Below are 15,315 nucleotides of genomic sequence, written 5' to 3' on the forward strand. Positions count from 1 at the left end.
TGGTAATTGTTGGCAGTTTTAAGCCTTTCGACCGCAACTGTTTTATCCCTTCGCGAGGAGTAAATATGGTGGTGAGTTATGGACGTTTTTGAACTTGCAAGGAAGTATCACGACGAGCTGGGCATAAAAGATCCCAGCATGGCCACAATGGCTGCGGAGCTGTTCGATGAGCTTGGACTGAAGATGGTGGAGTTCCTCAAGGAGGAAGGCTACGCCCTCGTTGGGACCAAGTTCATAGACTACGACAAGGGCCTCGTGCTGGACGTGACAAAAGGAGAAAAGAGGTTCGAGATAACGCTTAGGAAGTCCTAATAGCGGCTCTCATAGTCAAAGGTTATCTCTTTCTTTTCTCCCGGCTTCAGCGTAACCTTGAACTCGACGTAGTTGGCCCTTTCGCTTATCGGCTCGATGCTCGAGCTGATTATCTTGCCCCACTTGTAGTGCCTAGCTATTATGGTTTTCGTCTTTTCCCCGAAGTTCTCGAGCGTGACCTTCACCTTGTAATAGTAGTAGCTCTCTGCGTGCCTCTCCTCGAGGAGAACGGTGCTTCCTTTCAGGTCGTAGTCTCTGCCGATCCCTATTCTGAGCATGTCGCCCTCAGACGTGTGCTCTATCATCCTCTCACCTATCAGGAGCGTCCCGTCTTCAGTCTCCCTGTAAATCTCAACGACTCCAGCCGGAAGAACGTCATCCGTCTTAAAGGAGATTGACTCGTAAACTGCACCCTCTCCACCGTAGGTGTAGCTCTCGTAGAGGTACTCCCTCTCAAAGGTGGCCTCGAAGCTGATGTACGGGAAGACCATCTTGCTCGAAGGGCTCAGGTCGACTATACCGAGCTTGTACAGATAAAATGCCTCTATCTTCTCCGGTTCGCCCGGCTCTACAACACCAATCTCGGCCTTTTCGTAGAGAACCCTCGGCTGCGGGAAGGCCTGCTGATAAAGCTGAACATTACCGGCGACGAGGAGAACCCTCGCACCCTCAAAAGCCTGGGCAGTGGGGTTGTCTATCACGATATAGCCGTAGAGCTTAGCGGTATCCCCAATGTAGAACTTGTAGCGAGAGTACCAGCTAATGTTTGCCACACGGTATATTACGTCGAAGCGGTACTTGCCGGCTGCATCAGCCTGAATAGCCGCATAAACGCTCGAGACCCCCTCCAGGTTCTCAACTTTAGAGTAAACCACCTCGTTCGGGTTGATAAGGTAGTATGCATCGCCCTGAATGGCAAGCTTGCCGTTCTTGATGCCAAGGAACTTTCCGGTAACGGTATCGCCGCTCCTCAGCTTGACTTCAATCTCGCTTCCAACGTTGGCGCTGTAAACGTCTCCAGTGGAGCTCTTACTGAAAATCCCTAGAACTCTAACTCCCTCGTCGAGAGGCCTTATCGTGACCTCTGCTATGTTCAGCCCGGCCAGCTCCTCAAGGGGAACATCGTTAATTCCCCCATTCAGGTCGAGCTCAATGGTCTCTTCGATAACCCCAATCTTGACAGAATTGTAGAGGACAACCGTGGTGTTGGCATCCATGGCCTTCTCCCCCTGAAACGAGAAAACCGCCAGAATCAGAATTAAAATTCCTCCGAGTCCAGCGATCATTTTTCTATTCATCGCAATCACCTATATCCCTTTCGGCGGCATAGTATTTATACCCCGGTTATCGCTTCAAATCGAGCCGAAACGAAAGGTTGGCAAATGGAAACCCTTTTAACTCTCCCGAGAGATTCACAACTGTCAAGCTGATGAGGTGATTGGTATGGACAGGATTGCAAAGGCTAGGGAGATAATCGAGAAGGCGAAGGCTGAAAACAGGCAGCTCGTCGAGCCGGAAGCCAAGGAGATACTCAAGCTCTATGGCGTCCCCGTTCCGGACTTCAAGGTCGCCACTAATGAGGAGGAGGCCGTTCAGTTCGCCCGTGAAATCGGCTACCCAGTCGTCATGAAGATCGTTTCTCCGCAGATCATCCACAAGAGCGACGCCGGCGGTGTCAAGGTCAACATCAAGAACGACGATGAAGCTAGGCAGGCATTCAAGACCATCATGGAGAACGCCAAGAACTACAAGCCGGATGCCGACCTCTGGGGCGTCATCGTCTACAAGATGCTCCCGCTCGGCAAGGAGGTCATCGTCGGTATGATCCGCGACCCGCAGTTCGGCCCGGCCATCATGTTCGGTCTCGGTGGAATTTTTGTTGAGATCCTCAAGGACGTCAGCTTCCGTGTTGCCCCGATAACCAAGGAGGAAGCCCTCGACATGATAAAGGAGATCAAGGCCTACCCGATCCTCGCCGGAGCTCGTGGTGAAAAGCCGGTGGACATCGATGCTCTAGCGGACATCATCGTCAAGGTCGGCGAGCTCGCTCTTGAGCTTCCAGAGATCAAGGAGCTCGACATCAACCCAATCTTCGCCTACGAAAACTCGGCCATTGCCGTCGACGCGAGGATGCTTCTCTGAGCTTTCGGCCCTTTTTCTTCCATTACTCACGTTTTGTTTGAGTGGAAGAGTCTTCGGTGAACTTCTCTTTGTACTCCAAACCGTGAGAAAAAGTTATAAGGTTTGAAGTCGTATCTTTCTGTGCATCTTTATACCTTATCGTACCAATAGATGAGGTGATACCGTGCGCTTTGCAATAAGACTCCGCCCGGAGAATGAACCGTTCCGGATACCCTTCAACCACCAGCACAAGCTCCAAGGTTTGATATACAGGCGCATCCAGCGCGTAAACCCTGACCTCAGCCTACGTCTCCACGCCCCCAAGGTTCCGAAGCTGTTCACGTATTCTCTTTTCATGGCAGAAAGGCGCGAGCTGGCTGAGGACAAGAGCTCTCTGCTAGGCTACAAGCGCGGCTTTTTCTACTTCTCGACGCCCATCTCCGAGATTGCTGAAGCCTTCATCGGCGGCCTGCTCCAGAATCCTGAGGTAGAACTCTGGGGCGAGAAGTTCACGGTCGAGGAAGTCCAAGCTCTCGCTGAGCCACGAAAGCTGAGTGGAAAGAAGTTCGTGACCCTCTCACCGATAGCCGTGACAACCAAGAGGGTTCAGTTCGGGAAGCCGAGAACCTACGACCTCAGTCCAGCCGAGCCGAAGTTCTACGAGCTGATCAAAGAGAACCTGCGCGAGAAGTACGTCCGCATTCACGGTGACAGGCCACCGGAAGAGTTCGAGATGAAGGTCCTCAACGCCAAGCCCAAGCGCTTTGAGGTCAAGCCGGGAATATTCCAGATCGCGTGGCATCTTGTCTTCAGGACCTACGGCGACGAGGGTCTGCTGAAGGTCGGCTACCAGACTGGCTTTGGGGAGAAGAACTCGATCGGGTTTGGGATGGTGAAGGTTGATGGGAGGCGAAAGTCAAAAGTAAAAAGGCGCTGAAAAGGAGGTGAAAGAGATCGGGAAGGAAAGGCCCCTTGATGTGTATTTTGAAAACTTTGGAAGGCCAACGCCTCGTAAATCAAGAAGTAAATCTAACAAGCATTCAACCATGCAACTTATAGAGACTTCAAGTTCTGAGCCCAATTCTGCTCTAATCAAAGGCACAATAGCCAGAACTGACCCAATAAGTGGTTTACCTCACTTGGATGAGCTAACTCACCATCTGATCGCCGTTGCTACGGCTTCTCTGAAATTTAACTCTCCGGATGTGGTTTTGGCGGCATTAATTCACGACTATTTTAAGCCAGTGTTTGATTTCAGAAATGGCAAATGGTATCATTTCATAACGGATCCTGATCTGTATTCACAATTATTATCTGAGTTCGATGACTCAACCAATATCTCTAACGTTGCTAACATCTCACAATGGCACCACAAGAGGGAAAACTGTAATGAAATATGCCAGATTGAGAATAGCGAGCTCATATCCACATTAGAAACGAGTGTTCCGTTTATTTTGCCAACTCAGAGAGAATATACTGTGGTTCATCATTTACGAGTCCTAGGAAAGTACAGGATGTTCATCTTAGCCCTCCTAAAAGAGAAGCTCGCCAAGATATTGAGTGAAAAATACTCAGAGAGATTTCAGAAAATCCTGGGTGTTTCAAGAATACGTTACGAGTACAGGCCAGTTAATAGTGCTGACACCCTCGAAGACGCTGGAAGGCTAATAAAAGAGAATGACTGGAGAATTGAGGTTAAAGACAACACGATGGTAATACCTCTTCCATCCCGATTCCATAAGGATACTTTCTACTTTGAATACTACGAGGGAACAGAAGTAGTGCTCGATGTGGATACAAAGGCAAAGGCTATCCGTGGAGTCAAAGTCCCCTTTGGAAAGGCCTTGTCCACAGTATATCTCACTGGATCTCAGGATGCATATTTGCTCTATGTGGATGCCGGGTTTGGTTCGTTGTCCTTAGAGTATCTCCTTGATGATGTGCTCAGCGACCTAAAGCAATCTTTGTCCGAGAAAAAGCGAAAGAATGCATTTGAGTATGTGGACTTAGACAAAGTTGTAAAATCTCTAAGTGGTGACCTTCATAGTGACGAGTTATGTGTTCTCTGTGGGGAACCTGGAGAGCCAATTGAGAGCCACGAAAAAGTTAGTAGTATCCTGAAAGCTAAGTTCACAGACACCTGGTTACTTTTAACTTATGGAACAAGCGTATGTCCTGTATGTAAGTTAGGATTCGAGATTGAAGAGCTTTTCAGAGGCTCGGGAATGAACAAACATATAGTTCAAGAGGCGTTATTAGAGGATTACCACCTGATTCATAGTGTTCCAATCTTTGGAAAAGAGCATTTTATGAAAAGTATCTCATCTAAGATCTGGTTAGAGTTGCTCAGTGAGATCTATTATTCTCTATACAACTCCAAGGAGTTGCAGAAAATAACAAAAAGGAAAGAATGGGTAGTGAAGTTCTATTTAAATCCCAAGGTATTGTTCTATCCATATGTGGCTGACCTAATTCCACAGGTCTTGACGGTTGCTCTCCGATATTCAAAGAAGAAGTTTGTTCTTCAAAGTGGCCTTCATTCCAATATTGTGTTTCCGGGTAGTGAAAAGGACTTAACTCCTGAGGAGTTTTCAGCAATGAGACGATTTTACATTTCACACCCGAGTACTGGTATACATCTCCTTCAAAAAATTAGGAATGTATACTCTCCAGTTTTTGGTGTTCCAAACGTTGAGATACGAAAAGGAGGTGTCTCTCGTGCAAGAAAACGAAAAGGTTGAAGATCTGGTTGTTTCCCTGTTGGGAGCTATAGATGGCCTCGTGGACTGGAGTTCAATGGGAGATAAAGTACGCAAAAAGAAATACTCAATTCTTGCAAAGAGAATAGCAGTGGTAGCTAAGAGCTCCAACAACCTCAATGAGTTCGTTGAAAAGCTACTAAGCCAAGTAGCAGGAGATTCTCTTTTTGTTTCCAGAGAACAAGGAGAAAAGTTTAGAAAAATTTACATGACCGCAAAAGACCATGAGAAGGATGTTCTTGAATTTCTAAAGAATTATCCGTACCTAAGCACAGTTCTATATGCTGCCTATGTTGAAGGATTAGGAGGTGACAAAAAATGAAAGTGATATTAAAAATGAAGGCTCTTGAGCCGATAAGTGTGGGATATGAATCTATAGGTATCGAAACACTCCTGTATTCAATTCCAATAATACAAGAAGACGGAAGTGCAATTGATGTTCCAATTATACCTGGGAACAGCCTTAGAGGAGTTCTGCGGGATCAGATGACACTCCAGTTCCTTGAGGATTTAAAAATGGCTATTGAAAAAAACAGAGAAAAGAACAAAAAACCAAATAATGGACAATATACCTTAAGTGCCCACGTTGGAACACTTCTCTCCCTCTTTAGTGGAGGTATATTGAGTGGTGAAGAGAAAAGTGATGGTTCTAAGGAACCTAACATCAAGGAGATTATGGACAATTATGTCTACCCACTCCTGCCACTATCGATAATGGGGGTTGCCCTCAAAAAGATTATAATTCCGGGGAAAATAAAAGTGGGTATTGGATATCCTGTTACTGAGGAGACTAGACACTTATTGGTTGATCTTGGAGTTGCTTTGGATAGGGATATACCTACACTCCCAGAGATTGTTTCCTCGGTTCTGATAACACGCAAGGACGATACGAACAAGGTGATGCAGTTAAACGAACTCCTGGATATCACAGGCGAACCGAAAGACATCAAAGCTGAAGACAGTGCAATCCAACAGAGACTGTACAGGCAAGTCGTTGTACCCGGAACTACATTCTACAGCTACATCGAAGACGTAATTCCAATGACCGAAGCTGAATGGGGACTCATACTAAAGACACTTGAAAGGTTAGACAAAATCGGAGGTCGCATCGCTGGGGGGCTTGGAAAGATAAAGCTTCAGGTTGAAGGAATTGAGGAGGGTAAAAGAAACGAACTGATTCAGAAATACGACGAATACATTGAACAGAACTTGAAGAAAATCTTAGAGGCATTAGGAAAGAATCCGAACGACTTCTTCAAGAACTCCTCTAAAGAACAAGGGAGGAACGAAGAACAAACCACAAATGAGGAATAAATACAACGTTTACTGGTGATGACAGTGATATACTTAGTGACCCTGAAATTCAGAGTTTATCCCCTTTCCCTGTCTCTTTCTAACCCAAATGAACTTTCGCAGGAGCCGTTTACATTAGACGGCCCATTAGCCTTTGCAGAGTATTACAAAAAAAGACTTTCCAATAATGCAGACTGGAGAATTCAATACTTGGAGGATATTTTGATAACAAAAGAGTTAGAGTGGGAATCTAATATCAGAAGCTCTTACTTATTACCCGCTACTTTACAAGGAAAGAAACTCACAATAACCACGCCAATGGGGTTTGAGGCAGTATTTGCTCTTGATACCAAAGCTAGTTATAAGCTCTCACAAAAGCAACATGCTAAGAGATGGGAGTCTTCCCAGATACTTCTTAGACTGGGACGCAGGGACGACATTATCAAGATGGAAAGTCTGCGTAATTCACTTGGAATCACATTGACTAGAAAGACCAAGTTACCAAGTTCACTCTCCCAGAGCGGTCCATATAAGGCTATAGACTATACAGTGAAACTTTATACGCCTAACTTAATGTGGGCTTCGGTGGTTAGTGGCATCTCCCAGAAAAAGCTTGAAGAGCTCCTAAGCATTCTCAGGAAATTTGGGATAGGCAAAAAGCGTAACATGGGATGGGGAGATCTTTTAGAGTATCGTATTTACCCATTGAAGAGCGGGACTACCATAACTCCTGACTATATTCTTCATGTTCATGAGAATTCTAAATTCCTTGAAATGTGGAGACCAGTGTCACCAGAAAAAATCGCAGAACTGATAAAAGGGCCACAGAGAGTGACACAATACAGGAAATTTTCTCTCTTAGACTCCAAAATTGGATACGGTGCCGAAAAACCACCTTACTGGAGAAGGCATCTAGTCATCAAATCTGCCCTGTTCCAAGTTTCGTAGCAGAAATCACCAGCCACTGGTAGCGTGGTTCTGAGGTGGATGAGATGGAGTATCCCGAAGAGATTAAGGAGTTCAACGAGAGGATTCGGAACGCGATAGTGGGAAAGACCCCTGAACGGAAGATATGGGTGACATCTTTGAGCTACTGCCTTAGAAAGGCTGCACTTTCCATCTACCTAGGCACATTCAAGTACGAGAGGACGGGCGAAATGCTCGTGGGGAGTGTTCTCCATGAATGGCTTGGCAATGCGATCAGCGGCGAAGACATAGAGTTTGAGGTCACCGTTGAGTATCCCCTAGAAGACGGATGGAAGCTCGTAGGTAGGGTGGACGCAGTAAAGGGGGATTATCCACTTGAGTTCAAGTTCAAAGGCTTCAACGGAGAGGACGAGAGCAGTCCAAAGACACCGGACGAGATGAACGAACCCCCAGAGCTTGCAAAGGAGCAGCTCAACGCATACCTTAACATGATGGACAAGAAACTGGGCTACATCTATGTCTTTGACCGAAACGGTCTAAGCTTCAAGCCGTTCCCCATAGAAAGGGACGAAAAAGCCTTTCAAAAGATGGTCGGGAGGGCCAAGGTGGTCATTGAAGGTGTGAAGCAGCTCGAATCAGGTAGTTTTCCAGGGTGGATAAAGCCCCGCTACGGAAAACGGGAATGTAAAGGATGCCTCTTCAGACCCATATGTGAGGCCGTTGAGTCTAAATGATGTCATCCAGAGGGTTCTTTTCCATTCCCAGCACTTCCCTTTTTGGCATTGAGCGGAGCTTGTAAATGACCACGGAGTCTTCGTCTTCATCAATCAGATCGAGCAGGCCGGCTTTTATGCGCTCGAACTCGGCGAGGGTTACCTCACCCTCGAAGACGCTATTCTGAACCCAGTGGAGATGCCGGCGTAGGAACTTCTTGACTTTGTTCACCCTCTCAACGGCCACATCGTAGACGATGACCACGTACATGGGCCCACCTAAAAGAAATACTGAATAAGGTCTTTTAGGGATTTTGGAAGGTGATATCAAGTTTGGAGGGGCACATTTTGGAACTGGTGTACTCTGAGGATTTAAAAGGGAAAACATAGCACTGTCGTCGGATGGGAAGTCTTTAGTAACATAAAGTAATTATGAAACTTAATGTTGCATCAAAGACATTTGATGTAACGAAATTTTTTCTAAAAGTTGAGATGAAACTTTATGGACCTCCAAAAAGTCAGCAACCTGTTTAAACTCGGTGTTTTTATAACCTAAAGAATATAGTTGCCCGTTAAGTCAATCAAAGCGATCTCTACCCTCTGGAACTTACAATGATTACTACACACAACACCAGAAAGACGTCTTGGAGCTTTCTATTTTTCCGATTGATTATTTTAATCCGGAGATTTCCAAGGCCGTATAGATACGCATTAGCAGACCTCCGGAGAAAGGCTTATAAAAACTAAGCTCTCATAATCTTTTGTTAGGCAGAAGAAGGAAAAAGCCGCCCTGTTGCAATAAGACTCTAGGAGAATTGAAAGCAGGGGTCAAGAAGAACAACGCAACCGCCAGGCTAAGGGTTGCAATAAGACTCTAGGAGAATTGAAAGGAGTTATTCATTGAGCTGGATGAATACGCAGACAGGGTTGCAATAAGACTCTAGGAGAATTGAAAGGGGTTCAAAAGCCGTCTTCATCAACACCCAAGTTGAGGGTTGCAATAAGACTCTAGGAGAATTGAAAGAAGGAAGCTCAAAACCCACTCGTTACCACTCAGATAAGTTGCAATAAGACTCTAGGAGAATTGAAAGAATCCAGCCCTTGCCGCCGTCGTTGAGAATATAGATGGTTGCAATAAGACTCTAGGAGAATTGAAAGTACTTTTGTAACTGCTTCTTATTCCCCTCAATGCTCTGTTGCAATAAGACTCTAGGAGAATTGAAAGTTGAGGTAGTTAGGCGTCTTTATCTCATAGCTAAATGGTTGCAATAAGACTCTAGGAGAATTGAAAGAACGAGAATGGAGGAACTGCCTGAGGGATGTTGAGGGTTGCAATAAGACTCTAGGAGAATTGAAAGTCCGAAGCGGCTTCGTTCTCCAGCGGAAAATAACCCCAGTTGCAATAAGACTCTAGGAGAATTGAAAGAGTTGCTGCAATGAAGGCCAGGACCTCAAAGGCAAGAGGTTGCAATAAGACTCTAGGAGAATTGAAAGGCGTAGTAGTCATTGCCGAGAAGACCGCGGTAGTGCAGTTGCAGTAAGACTCTAGGAGAATTCTAGAAGTTCTTCTGGGAAGGAATTAATTACATAATTCTACAATAAATCAATAATCTAATTGTGCAAAGATAGATCTGGAGGGAAATCGCAGCAAATTAGCGTTAAGTAAAAGGCACTATGAAACCCAAAGAAACAGAAAAGGAACAAAATCGCCCTCACTCGAGGGCAGCCAAAAGCTTCTCCATGAACATCTTCTCCGGGTAAGCTCCCTCAAACTGAACCTTGTCCTCCCCGTCCACCTGGATGACGATCTTCGGGACGGCCATGACGCTGTACTGGTCAGCCCATTCCGGATACTCGATGGCCTCAACCATGTCTCCCCTGATCTTGCCCTTGCCGGCGTTGGTGTTCTCGATAGCGAACTTGTGGGCCATCCTGACCGCGAGCGGGCAGTATGGGCAGGTCGGGGTGACGAAGACGAGTATCCTGACGTCCCTGTCGACCTTGGCAAGCTCCTCCTTCGTATCGGGCATAAGGTCAGTCTGGGCGTTGCTGACATCGACGATGTCCTCAAGGAAGGCACCGAACTCGTGGCCGGCAGGAAGGCCGAAGAACCTTACGCCCATGTCCTTGCCGTCCTGGGTTATGGTAATAGCCGGAGCGCGGTCGATACCGTATTGCTCGGCGAGCTTCCTGCCCTCCTCACTGTCGAAGTCATAGAACTCGTAGCTGAGCTTGTCGCTGAGCTCCGAGAGTTCCTGGACAAGCTGCTTCAGCTGATCACAGTACTGGCAGTGATCCTTACCGATGAATCCGATAATCTTGACTGGGTTAGTCATCTTGGAGAAGAACTCTTCCTTGATAACCTTCTTGTCCGCATCACTAATCAATCCCATTTTCGACACCTCCACATCTAAAGGTTTATAACGCTTTGAGTACAATACCTGGTGGAGTTTAATCTCCAGGTTTGCAACCTAAGGTTGAATGTTCACTATATAAGCTTTGCGTCACAGATCTGGGTGGTGTGGGTCATGACTGAACCGGACATCTTTTACATATTAGGAAACAAGGTGAGGCGCGATCTGCTCAGCCATCTCACCTGTACGGAATGCTACTTCAGCTTCCTCAGCAGTAAAGTAAACGTTTCCTCAACGGCAGTTGCCAAGCACCTTAAAATCATGGAGCGCGAAGGCATACTCAAGTCCTACGAGAGAGAAGGCCCCTTCATTGGGCCCGCGAGGAAGTACTATGACATAGCCATATCCAGAACTTACGTCACCACGGTAACCCCCAACCTGTTCTGGTACCGCGGCCTTGATCTGGGCGGGTCCTTGATAGAAAAAGCCGAGATAGACCTCTCCCGCATACCCCTCGAGCACGAAACACTCATCAGTATGGTCGCCTCATTCCTTGAGCTTACCGGAGAGCTCGAGAAGATTCTCCAGGCCCTTCAGGCAGTTGAGAGCAGAAGGGATAGGCTGATGAAGGAGATAAAAGAGCGCTACCTGGAGGAAATCGGCGACATGACTCAAATGGCGATACTCCATTACTTACTCCTCAACGGTGAGGCCACTATCGAAGACCTGAGCGACAGACTGAACCTCAAGGAGAGGGAAGTCATCGTCAAAGCCCAAGAGCTGGACAAGTTTATACCGTTAAGAATAAAAGACGGAATCGTCAAAATCGACGAGGAAAAGCTCAAACAAAAGCTTGGCGGTGTCGAAGATGCCGGAGAAGATTAAAGTCGTCGTTAACGAAGACAGATGCTACCTCTGCGGCGGCTGTGCAGGCGTCTGCCCAACGCTGGCCATAAAAGTAGGCTCCTCAAGGTGGGAGTTCTTCCAAGACAAGTGCATATCATGTAGAATCTGCATCAACGCCTGCCCGGTTGGTGCCCTAACCGCTGAACCCCTGGGGGTGTCCGAATGACCGAGATGAAGTACGATGTAGTGGTTGTCGGCGCAGGAATCGCCGGCCCAATCGTCGCGAGAAACGTTGCTAAAGCTGGCTTTTCCGTCCTGCTCATCGATAAGAAGTCCGCGATAGGCACTCCAAAGCAGTGCGCCGAGGGAATCAGCAAGACGGTCTTTGAGAAGTACGACATACCCTACGACAGACGCTTCATCAACCGTGAAATTTACGGTGCCAAACTCTACTCCCCAAGCGGCTACGAGCTCGAGCTCAGATACAAGGAAGCCAGTGGTGTAATCCTCGAGAGGAAGGTCTTTGACAAAATGCTTGCTTATTACGCTGCCAAAGCTGGGGCCGACGTTCTGGCTAGAACTGAGGCAATGGATGTCATAAGAAAGGACGGAAAGATAGCGGGAATAAAGGCCAAGCACGAGGACGAGCCCATTGAGATTTATGCTGACATCATCGTTGCTGCCGATGGCGTGGAGAGTACCATAGCGAGGAAGGCCGGCATAAACACCTACGCCCCGCCGCACGAGTTCGATTCTAGCTACGAGTACGAGATGCTCATCGAGGGCTTTGACCCTGACCTAATCCACCTCTGGTTCGGGAACGAGATAGCGCCGAGGGGCTACGTCTGGGTCTTCCCCAAGGATGAGGATAGGGCCAACGTCGGAATAGGCATAAACTCCGACAATCCCCGGACGGCCAAGTACTACCTCGACAAGTGGCTAAAGGAGAATAACATCCCCGTCAAGAAGCTTCTGGAGATAAACGTCGGCGTCGTTCCGGTTGGCGGCTTCGTCAAAGAGCTCGCCAAGGACAACGTTATCGTCGTCGGCGACGCAGCAAGGCAGGTCAACCCCATGCACGGAGGTGGAATGGCCGAGGCAATGGAAGCCGGAACCATAGCCAGCAAGTGGATAGTCAAGGCTCTGGAAGAGGAAAACCTGGAACTTCTCAAGAACTACACGACCGAATGGTGGGAGACCGACGGAAAGAGGCTTGAGAAGGTCCTAAGGGTCAGGCGCGTCACGGAGAAGCTCACCGACGAAGACCTTGACCTCTTCATCCAGCTGCTCAGTGGTGCAGATGCCGAAAAGATAGCCAGCGGCGACTATGGAGAGGTTGTAAAGGTCCTGCTCAAGCACCCCAAGGTGCTCATGAGCAAGAGAAGGCTGAGCCTCCTAAAGGAGTTGCTCTAATCACTTCTCTCCCTTCTTCCAGTCCTTGCAGTTCATATCCAGGCAAATCTCATACTCCCTGCCCTTTTCGCGGATTTTGACAACAGGGGCACCATCACAGCAGGTCTTGTTCGTTGGGATTATCCGCCCGCGCTGGAGGAGTGGATACGTAACGTTGCACTTCGGCCAGTTCGAGCAGCCAACGAATCTCTTCCCCGTCTTTCTGTTGTAGCGGACGACCAAATCGCCGCCACATTTAGGGCACTTGCCAACGACAAGGGGCGTCTTTTCTCCCTTTTCAATGGTCTTCTTCACCTCTTTTTCCTCGGTCTCACTGAGCTCCTTCACCGTCCCAGCGCGCTTGGCATTTTCTTTGCTCGTTGTTACACCGGTCCCCGTGGTTTCCATGAGGGCCTTTCCGATGTCCAGCTCCTTTTCTTTGAACTGCTGAAGGATCTTGATGAGTTGCTCCTTGCTCTCTTCTATAACCCGGTCTTTATCGGCCTTGCCAGCCATTATCTCCTCCATCTTCTCCTCGAAGGCCCTTGTCAGCTCGACGCTCACTATGTCCGGGACGTTCCGCTCCAAGGCCTCGACGACTCGCATGCCAAGGGGAGTTACCTTTATCTTCTTCTTACCCTCGATGTAGCCCCTACTGTAGAGCGTTTCGAGTATCTGAGCTCTCGTTGCCTTGGTTCCGATTCCGAGGTCCTCCATCCTCTTGATTACGGCTGCGGGAGAGTATCTCGCCGGCGGCTTGGTTTTCTTCTTCTCACGCTTTATCTGGAGGACCTTAACAGGCTCGCCCTCCTTAAAGGCGGGCAGGATAGCCTCATCAAACTTGACATACTTTCCATAAACCTTGAGCCACCCTTCCTTAATCGTTCTGGCTCCGCTCAGAATGAAGCGGTGACCGTTTGAGTTTATAATGACCTTCATTATCTCCCTAACGGCCGGCTCCATAAAGAGAGCCAAAAAGCGCCTCACGATTAGGTCGTAGAGATTGGCCTCGTCTTTAGTCAGCTCTCCCGGCTTTGGAAGCTCGCCTGTAGGGTAAATGGCAGGATGGGCTGGGTCGTCCTTCTTGCCTTCGACAGGTTTGAGCCTCTCCTTACCCAGAAGCTCATGGGCAAAGGGCTTGTACTCCGGAAGCTTAGCCAGGTTCTGGAGTATGGAGCGGAAGTTGAGGTTCTTTGGGAGTTTCTGCGAGCTTGTCCTTGGATAGCTCGCTAATCCGCGCTCATACAGCTTCTGTGCGAGCTCTAATGTCTTTTTAGGTGAGTATCCAAAGGCTGAATATGCTTCCCTCTGGAGCGTTCCGAGGTCGAAGGGAACCGGAGGATGTCTGTTCTGCTGCTTCACATCAACCTTCTCGACGAAGGCCGGCCCCTTCTTGGCCTCTTCAACGATGCGCTTGGCCTCATTTTCATCAAGGATGCGCTCCTTTTCGTAAACGGCCGTGTACTGCTGGCCGTTCTTCTCTAAAACCATTTTAATGACCCAGTATGGCGTGGGTTTGAAGTTCTGGATCTCCTTCTCCCTGTCCACGAGGAACTTAAGAGTGGGCCCCTGGACTCTACCGGTGCTCAGAACCATCCACTTGCCACTGGCGCGCTTTATCGCAGAGGTTAGGGCGCGAGAGAGGTTCACTCCCCAGTACCAGTCGAGGACATGGCGTGCTATTCCCGCGTCGGCCATTCCAAAGTTTATGGTCGATTCCAGGTTGTACCAGGCCTTTAGGAGGTCCTTCTTCGTTAAGGCGGAGAACTTCATGCGCTTGGCCTTTGAGGGGTCAACGCCGCAGGCGTATTTGAGGGCTGTATAGCCGATAACCTCACCCTCGGTATCGTAGTCGCAGGCAACTACAAACTCGTCGGCGCGTTTGGCTAGAGTTGCCAGAGCCTTGATGTAGTCTTTAGCGTAACTCTTGCCCTTCTCGGCAACATAGACAGGAACCCATTCAATATCAAAGACCGGATAACCGTAAGTCTTCGTCTTTGGGGCGAGCGAGAAGAGGTGGCCAACTGCCGGAGCTACGATTATTCTCTTCCCGTCGCGCGTGAACTCATAGTAAGGAACCTTACCGATGGTCTTCCTGACCGGCCTACCCTCTGCCAGGGCATAGGCTATCTTTCTCGCGACGTTAGGCTTCTCGGCGATAATGAGCGTGACCATGACGACACCTCTACTCCCTACGGGACGGCCGTATAAAAATTCTGCGGAACAAACTTTGATGGGCAAAGTTAATCAAAAAGTTAACCCCTTGAGAACAAGCACTTTTAGGACTGTACTCAAGTTTTCCGTCAACGCTTCATGGGAAGCGAAGCTTCCCGACATGTTGAGACTGCGTCTCAACATGCGCCAGCAAGCGAACTTCGCTCTGCAAAGTCTGATCAAGTGGTAAACTCCCCCAATCGGCTGAAGGAGTTTGCATGTCATCTTAAGACTGCAAGTTCAACGAGGGTTTAACAAGGAACAAGCAAGTTAGGCGGTTTATCCTCTCTCAACGCCAATTCAGGCGTTATTTTGAAGTAAACACTGAGAAACTGACAACTTAATGAGTAAACTCACTTAAGAACCAGCCATTCTGGAACCCAC

15 protein-coding genes and 1 CRISPR repeat array are annotated in these 15,315 nt (G+C 48.1%); of the genes, 11 read left to right on the forward strand and 4 right to left on the reverse strand.

The features are described from left to right. Positions 1-78 precede the first annotated feature (78 nt). Complete coding sequence (locus tag E3E32_RS04450; protein WP_012571286.1) at positions 79-312, forward strand: hypothetical protein; 234 nt, start codon at positions 79-81, stop codon at positions 310-312. Here the strand turns inward: E3E32_RS04450 and E3E32_RS04455 are convergent. After that, a complete protein-coding gene (locus E3E32_RS04455) occupies positions 309-1,610 on the reverse strand; it encodes a DUF4139 domain-containing protein (protein ID WP_167730459.1) in 1,302 nt (433 codons plus the stop codon). The genes E3E32_RS04450 and E3E32_RS04455 overlap by 4 nt on opposite strands. Before the next feature lie 145 nt (positions 1,611-1,755). On the opposite strand from E3E32_RS04455, the gene E3E32_RS04460 reads away from it, so the two are divergent. The 7 genes from E3E32_RS04460 to E3E32_RS04490 all read left to right on the forward strand — a co-directional run bounded on the left by E3E32_RS04460 (position 1,756) and on the right by E3E32_RS04490 (position 8,146). Then, entirely contained in the window at positions 1,756-2,454 is a 699-nt protein-coding gene (locus tag E3E32_RS04460) for an acetate--CoA ligase family protein (protein ID WP_167730461.1), read from the forward strand. A gap of 163 nt (positions 2,455-2,617) precedes the next feature. After that, positions 2,618-3,370, forward strand: a complete 753-nt coding sequence (cas6, locus tag E3E32_RS04465; RefSeq protein WP_167730463.1) for a CRISPR-associated endoribonuclease Cas6 — start codon at positions 2,618-2,620, stop codon at positions 3,368-3,370. Positions 3,371-3,377: 7 nt separating this feature from the next. Then, positions 3,378-5,174 carry a hypothetical protein gene (locus E3E32_RS04470; protein ID WP_167730465.1) on the forward strand — a complete coding sequence of 599 codons (1,797 nt, stop codon included), beginning with the start codon at positions 3,378-3,380 and terminating at the stop codon, positions 5,172-5,174. Continuing rightward, positions 5,152-5,514, forward strand: a complete 363-nt coding sequence (locus tag E3E32_RS04475; protein WP_167730467.1) for a hypothetical protein — start codon at positions 5,152-5,154, stop codon at positions 5,512-5,514. The genes E3E32_RS04470 and E3E32_RS04475 overlap by 23 nt, the downstream gene beginning before the upstream one ends. Further along, positions 5,511-6,506: an RAMP superfamily CRISPR-associated protein gene (locus E3E32_RS04480; protein ID WP_167730468.1), complete on the forward strand. Its 996-nt coding sequence runs from the start codon at positions 5,511-5,513 to the stop codon at positions 6,504-6,506. The genes E3E32_RS04475 and E3E32_RS04480 overlap by 4 nt, the downstream gene beginning before the upstream one ends. Positions 6,507-6,524: 18 nt before the next feature. Next, positions 6,525-7,433 carry a hypothetical protein gene (locus tag E3E32_RS04485; protein ID WP_167730470.1) on the forward strand — a complete coding sequence of 303 codons (909 nt, stop codon included), beginning with the start codon at positions 6,525-6,527 and terminating at the stop codon, positions 7,431-7,433. A gap of 44 nt (positions 7,434-7,477) precedes the next feature. Further along, positions 7,478-8,146, forward strand: coding sequence for a nuclease (locus tag E3E32_RS04490; protein WP_167730472.1), 669 nt, complete (start codon positions 7,478-7,480; stop codon positions 8,144-8,146). Here E3E32_RS04490 and cas2 read toward each other — a convergent pair. Then, entirely contained in the window at positions 8,139-8,396 is a 258-nt protein-coding gene (gene cas2 / locus E3E32_RS04495) for a CRISPR-associated endonuclease Cas2 (RefSeq protein WP_167730474.1), read from the reverse strand. The genes E3E32_RS04490 and cas2 overlap by 8 nt on opposite strands. 521 nt (positions 8,397-8,917) lie before the next feature. Further along, a CRISPR array of direct repeats spans positions 8,918-9,686; the repeat unit is 30 nt; unit sequence GTTGCAATAAGACTCTAGGAGAATTGAAAG. Positions 9,687-9,837: 151 nt separating this feature from the next. Beyond that, positions 9,838-10,518 carry a thioredoxin family protein gene (locus E3E32_RS04500; protein WP_167730476.1) on the reverse strand — a complete coding sequence of 227 codons (681 nt, stop codon included), beginning with the start codon at positions 10,516-10,518 and terminating at the stop codon, positions 9,838-9,840. 135 nt (positions 10,519-10,653) lie between these two features. On the opposite strand from E3E32_RS04500, the gene E3E32_RS04505 reads away from it, so the two are divergent. From E3E32_RS04505 to E3E32_RS04515, 3 genes are read left to right on the forward strand one after another with little or no spacing between them, the layout of a single operon-like run. Then, positions 10,654-11,364: a transcriptional regulator gene (locus E3E32_RS04505; RefSeq protein ID WP_167730987.1), complete on the forward strand. Its 711-nt coding sequence runs from the start codon at positions 10,654-10,656 to the stop codon at positions 11,362-11,364. Continuing rightward, positions 11,348-11,551, forward strand: a complete 204-nt coding sequence (locus tag E3E32_RS04510; protein WP_012571274.1) for a DUF362 domain-containing protein — start codon at positions 11,348-11,350, stop codon at positions 11,549-11,551. The genes E3E32_RS04505 and E3E32_RS04510 overlap by 17 nt, the downstream gene beginning before the upstream one ends. A gap of 5 nt (positions 11,552-11,556) precedes the next feature. Next, the gene (locus E3E32_RS04515; protein ID WP_370456360.1) at positions 11,557-12,738 is read left to right on the forward strand and encodes a geranylgeranyl reductase family protein; all 1,182 of its coding nucleotides are present in this window, start codon (positions 11,557-11,559) and stop codon (positions 12,736-12,738) included. Here the strand turns inward: E3E32_RS04515 and E3E32_RS04520 are convergent, their stop codons facing one another. After that, a complete protein-coding gene (locus E3E32_RS04520; RefSeq protein WP_167730480.1) occupies positions 12,739-14,892 on the reverse strand; it encodes a DNA topoisomerase I in 2,154 nt (717 codons plus the stop codon). Positions 14,893-15,315 lie beyond the last annotated feature (423 nt).

Origin of the sequence: Thermococcus sp. GR6 (assembly GCF_012027415.1) — an archaeon.
GTDB lineage: Archaea > Methanobacteriota_B > Thermococci > Thermococcales > Thermococcaceae > Thermococcus > Thermococcus onnurineus.

What these genes read in the sequence shown, in the direction of transcription:
- E3E32_RS04485 (WP_167730470.1), top strand. Translation starts at nt 6,525, where the DNA reads ATGACAGTGATATACTTAGTGACCCTGAAATTCAGAGTTTATCCCCTT.
- E3E32_RS04515 (WP_370456360.1), top strand. Translation starts at nt 11,557, where the DNA reads ATGAAGTACGATGTAGTGGTTGTCGGCGCAGGAATCGCCGGCCCAATC.
- E3E32_RS04500 (WP_167730476.1), bottom strand. Translation starts at nt 10,518, where the DNA reads ATGGGATTGATTAGTGATGCGGACAAGAAGGTTATCAAGGAAGAGTTC.
- E3E32_RS04510 (WP_012571274.1), top strand. Translation starts at nt 11,348, where the DNA reads ATGCCGGAGAAGATTAAAGTCGTCGTTAACGAAGACAGATGCTACCTC.
- E3E32_RS04490 (WP_167730472.1), top strand. Translation starts at nt 7,478, where the DNA reads ATGGAGTATCCCGAAGAGATTAAGGAGTTCAACGAGAGGATTCGGAAC.
- cas2 (WP_167730474.1), bottom strand. Translation starts at nt 8,396, where the DNA reads ATGTACGTGGTCATCGTCTACGATGTGGCCGTTGAGAGGGTGAACAAA.
- E3E32_RS04455 (WP_167730459.1), bottom strand. Translation starts at nt 1,610, where the DNA reads ATGAATAGAAAAATGATCGCTGGACTCGGAGGAATTTTAATTCTGATT.
- E3E32_RS04450 (WP_012571286.1), top strand. Translation starts at nt 79, where the DNA reads ATGGACGTTTTTGAACTTGCAAGGAAGTATCACGACGAGCTGGGCATA.
- E3E32_RS04460 (WP_167730461.1), top strand. Translation starts at nt 1,756, where the DNA reads ATGGACAGGATTGCAAAGGCTAGGGAGATAATCGAGAAGGCGAAGGCT.
- E3E32_RS04520 (WP_167730480.1), bottom strand. Translation starts at nt 14,892, where the DNA reads ATGGTCACGCTCATTATCGCCGAGAAGCCTAACGTCGCGAGAAAGATA.
- E3E32_RS04480 (WP_167730468.1), top strand. Translation starts at nt 5,511, where the DNA reads ATGAAAGTGATATTAAAAATGAAGGCTCTTGAGCCGATAAGTGTGGGA.
- E3E32_RS04505 (WP_167730987.1), top strand. Translation starts at nt 10,654, where the DNA reads ATGACTGAACCGGACATCTTTTACATATTAGGAAACAAGGTGAGGCGC.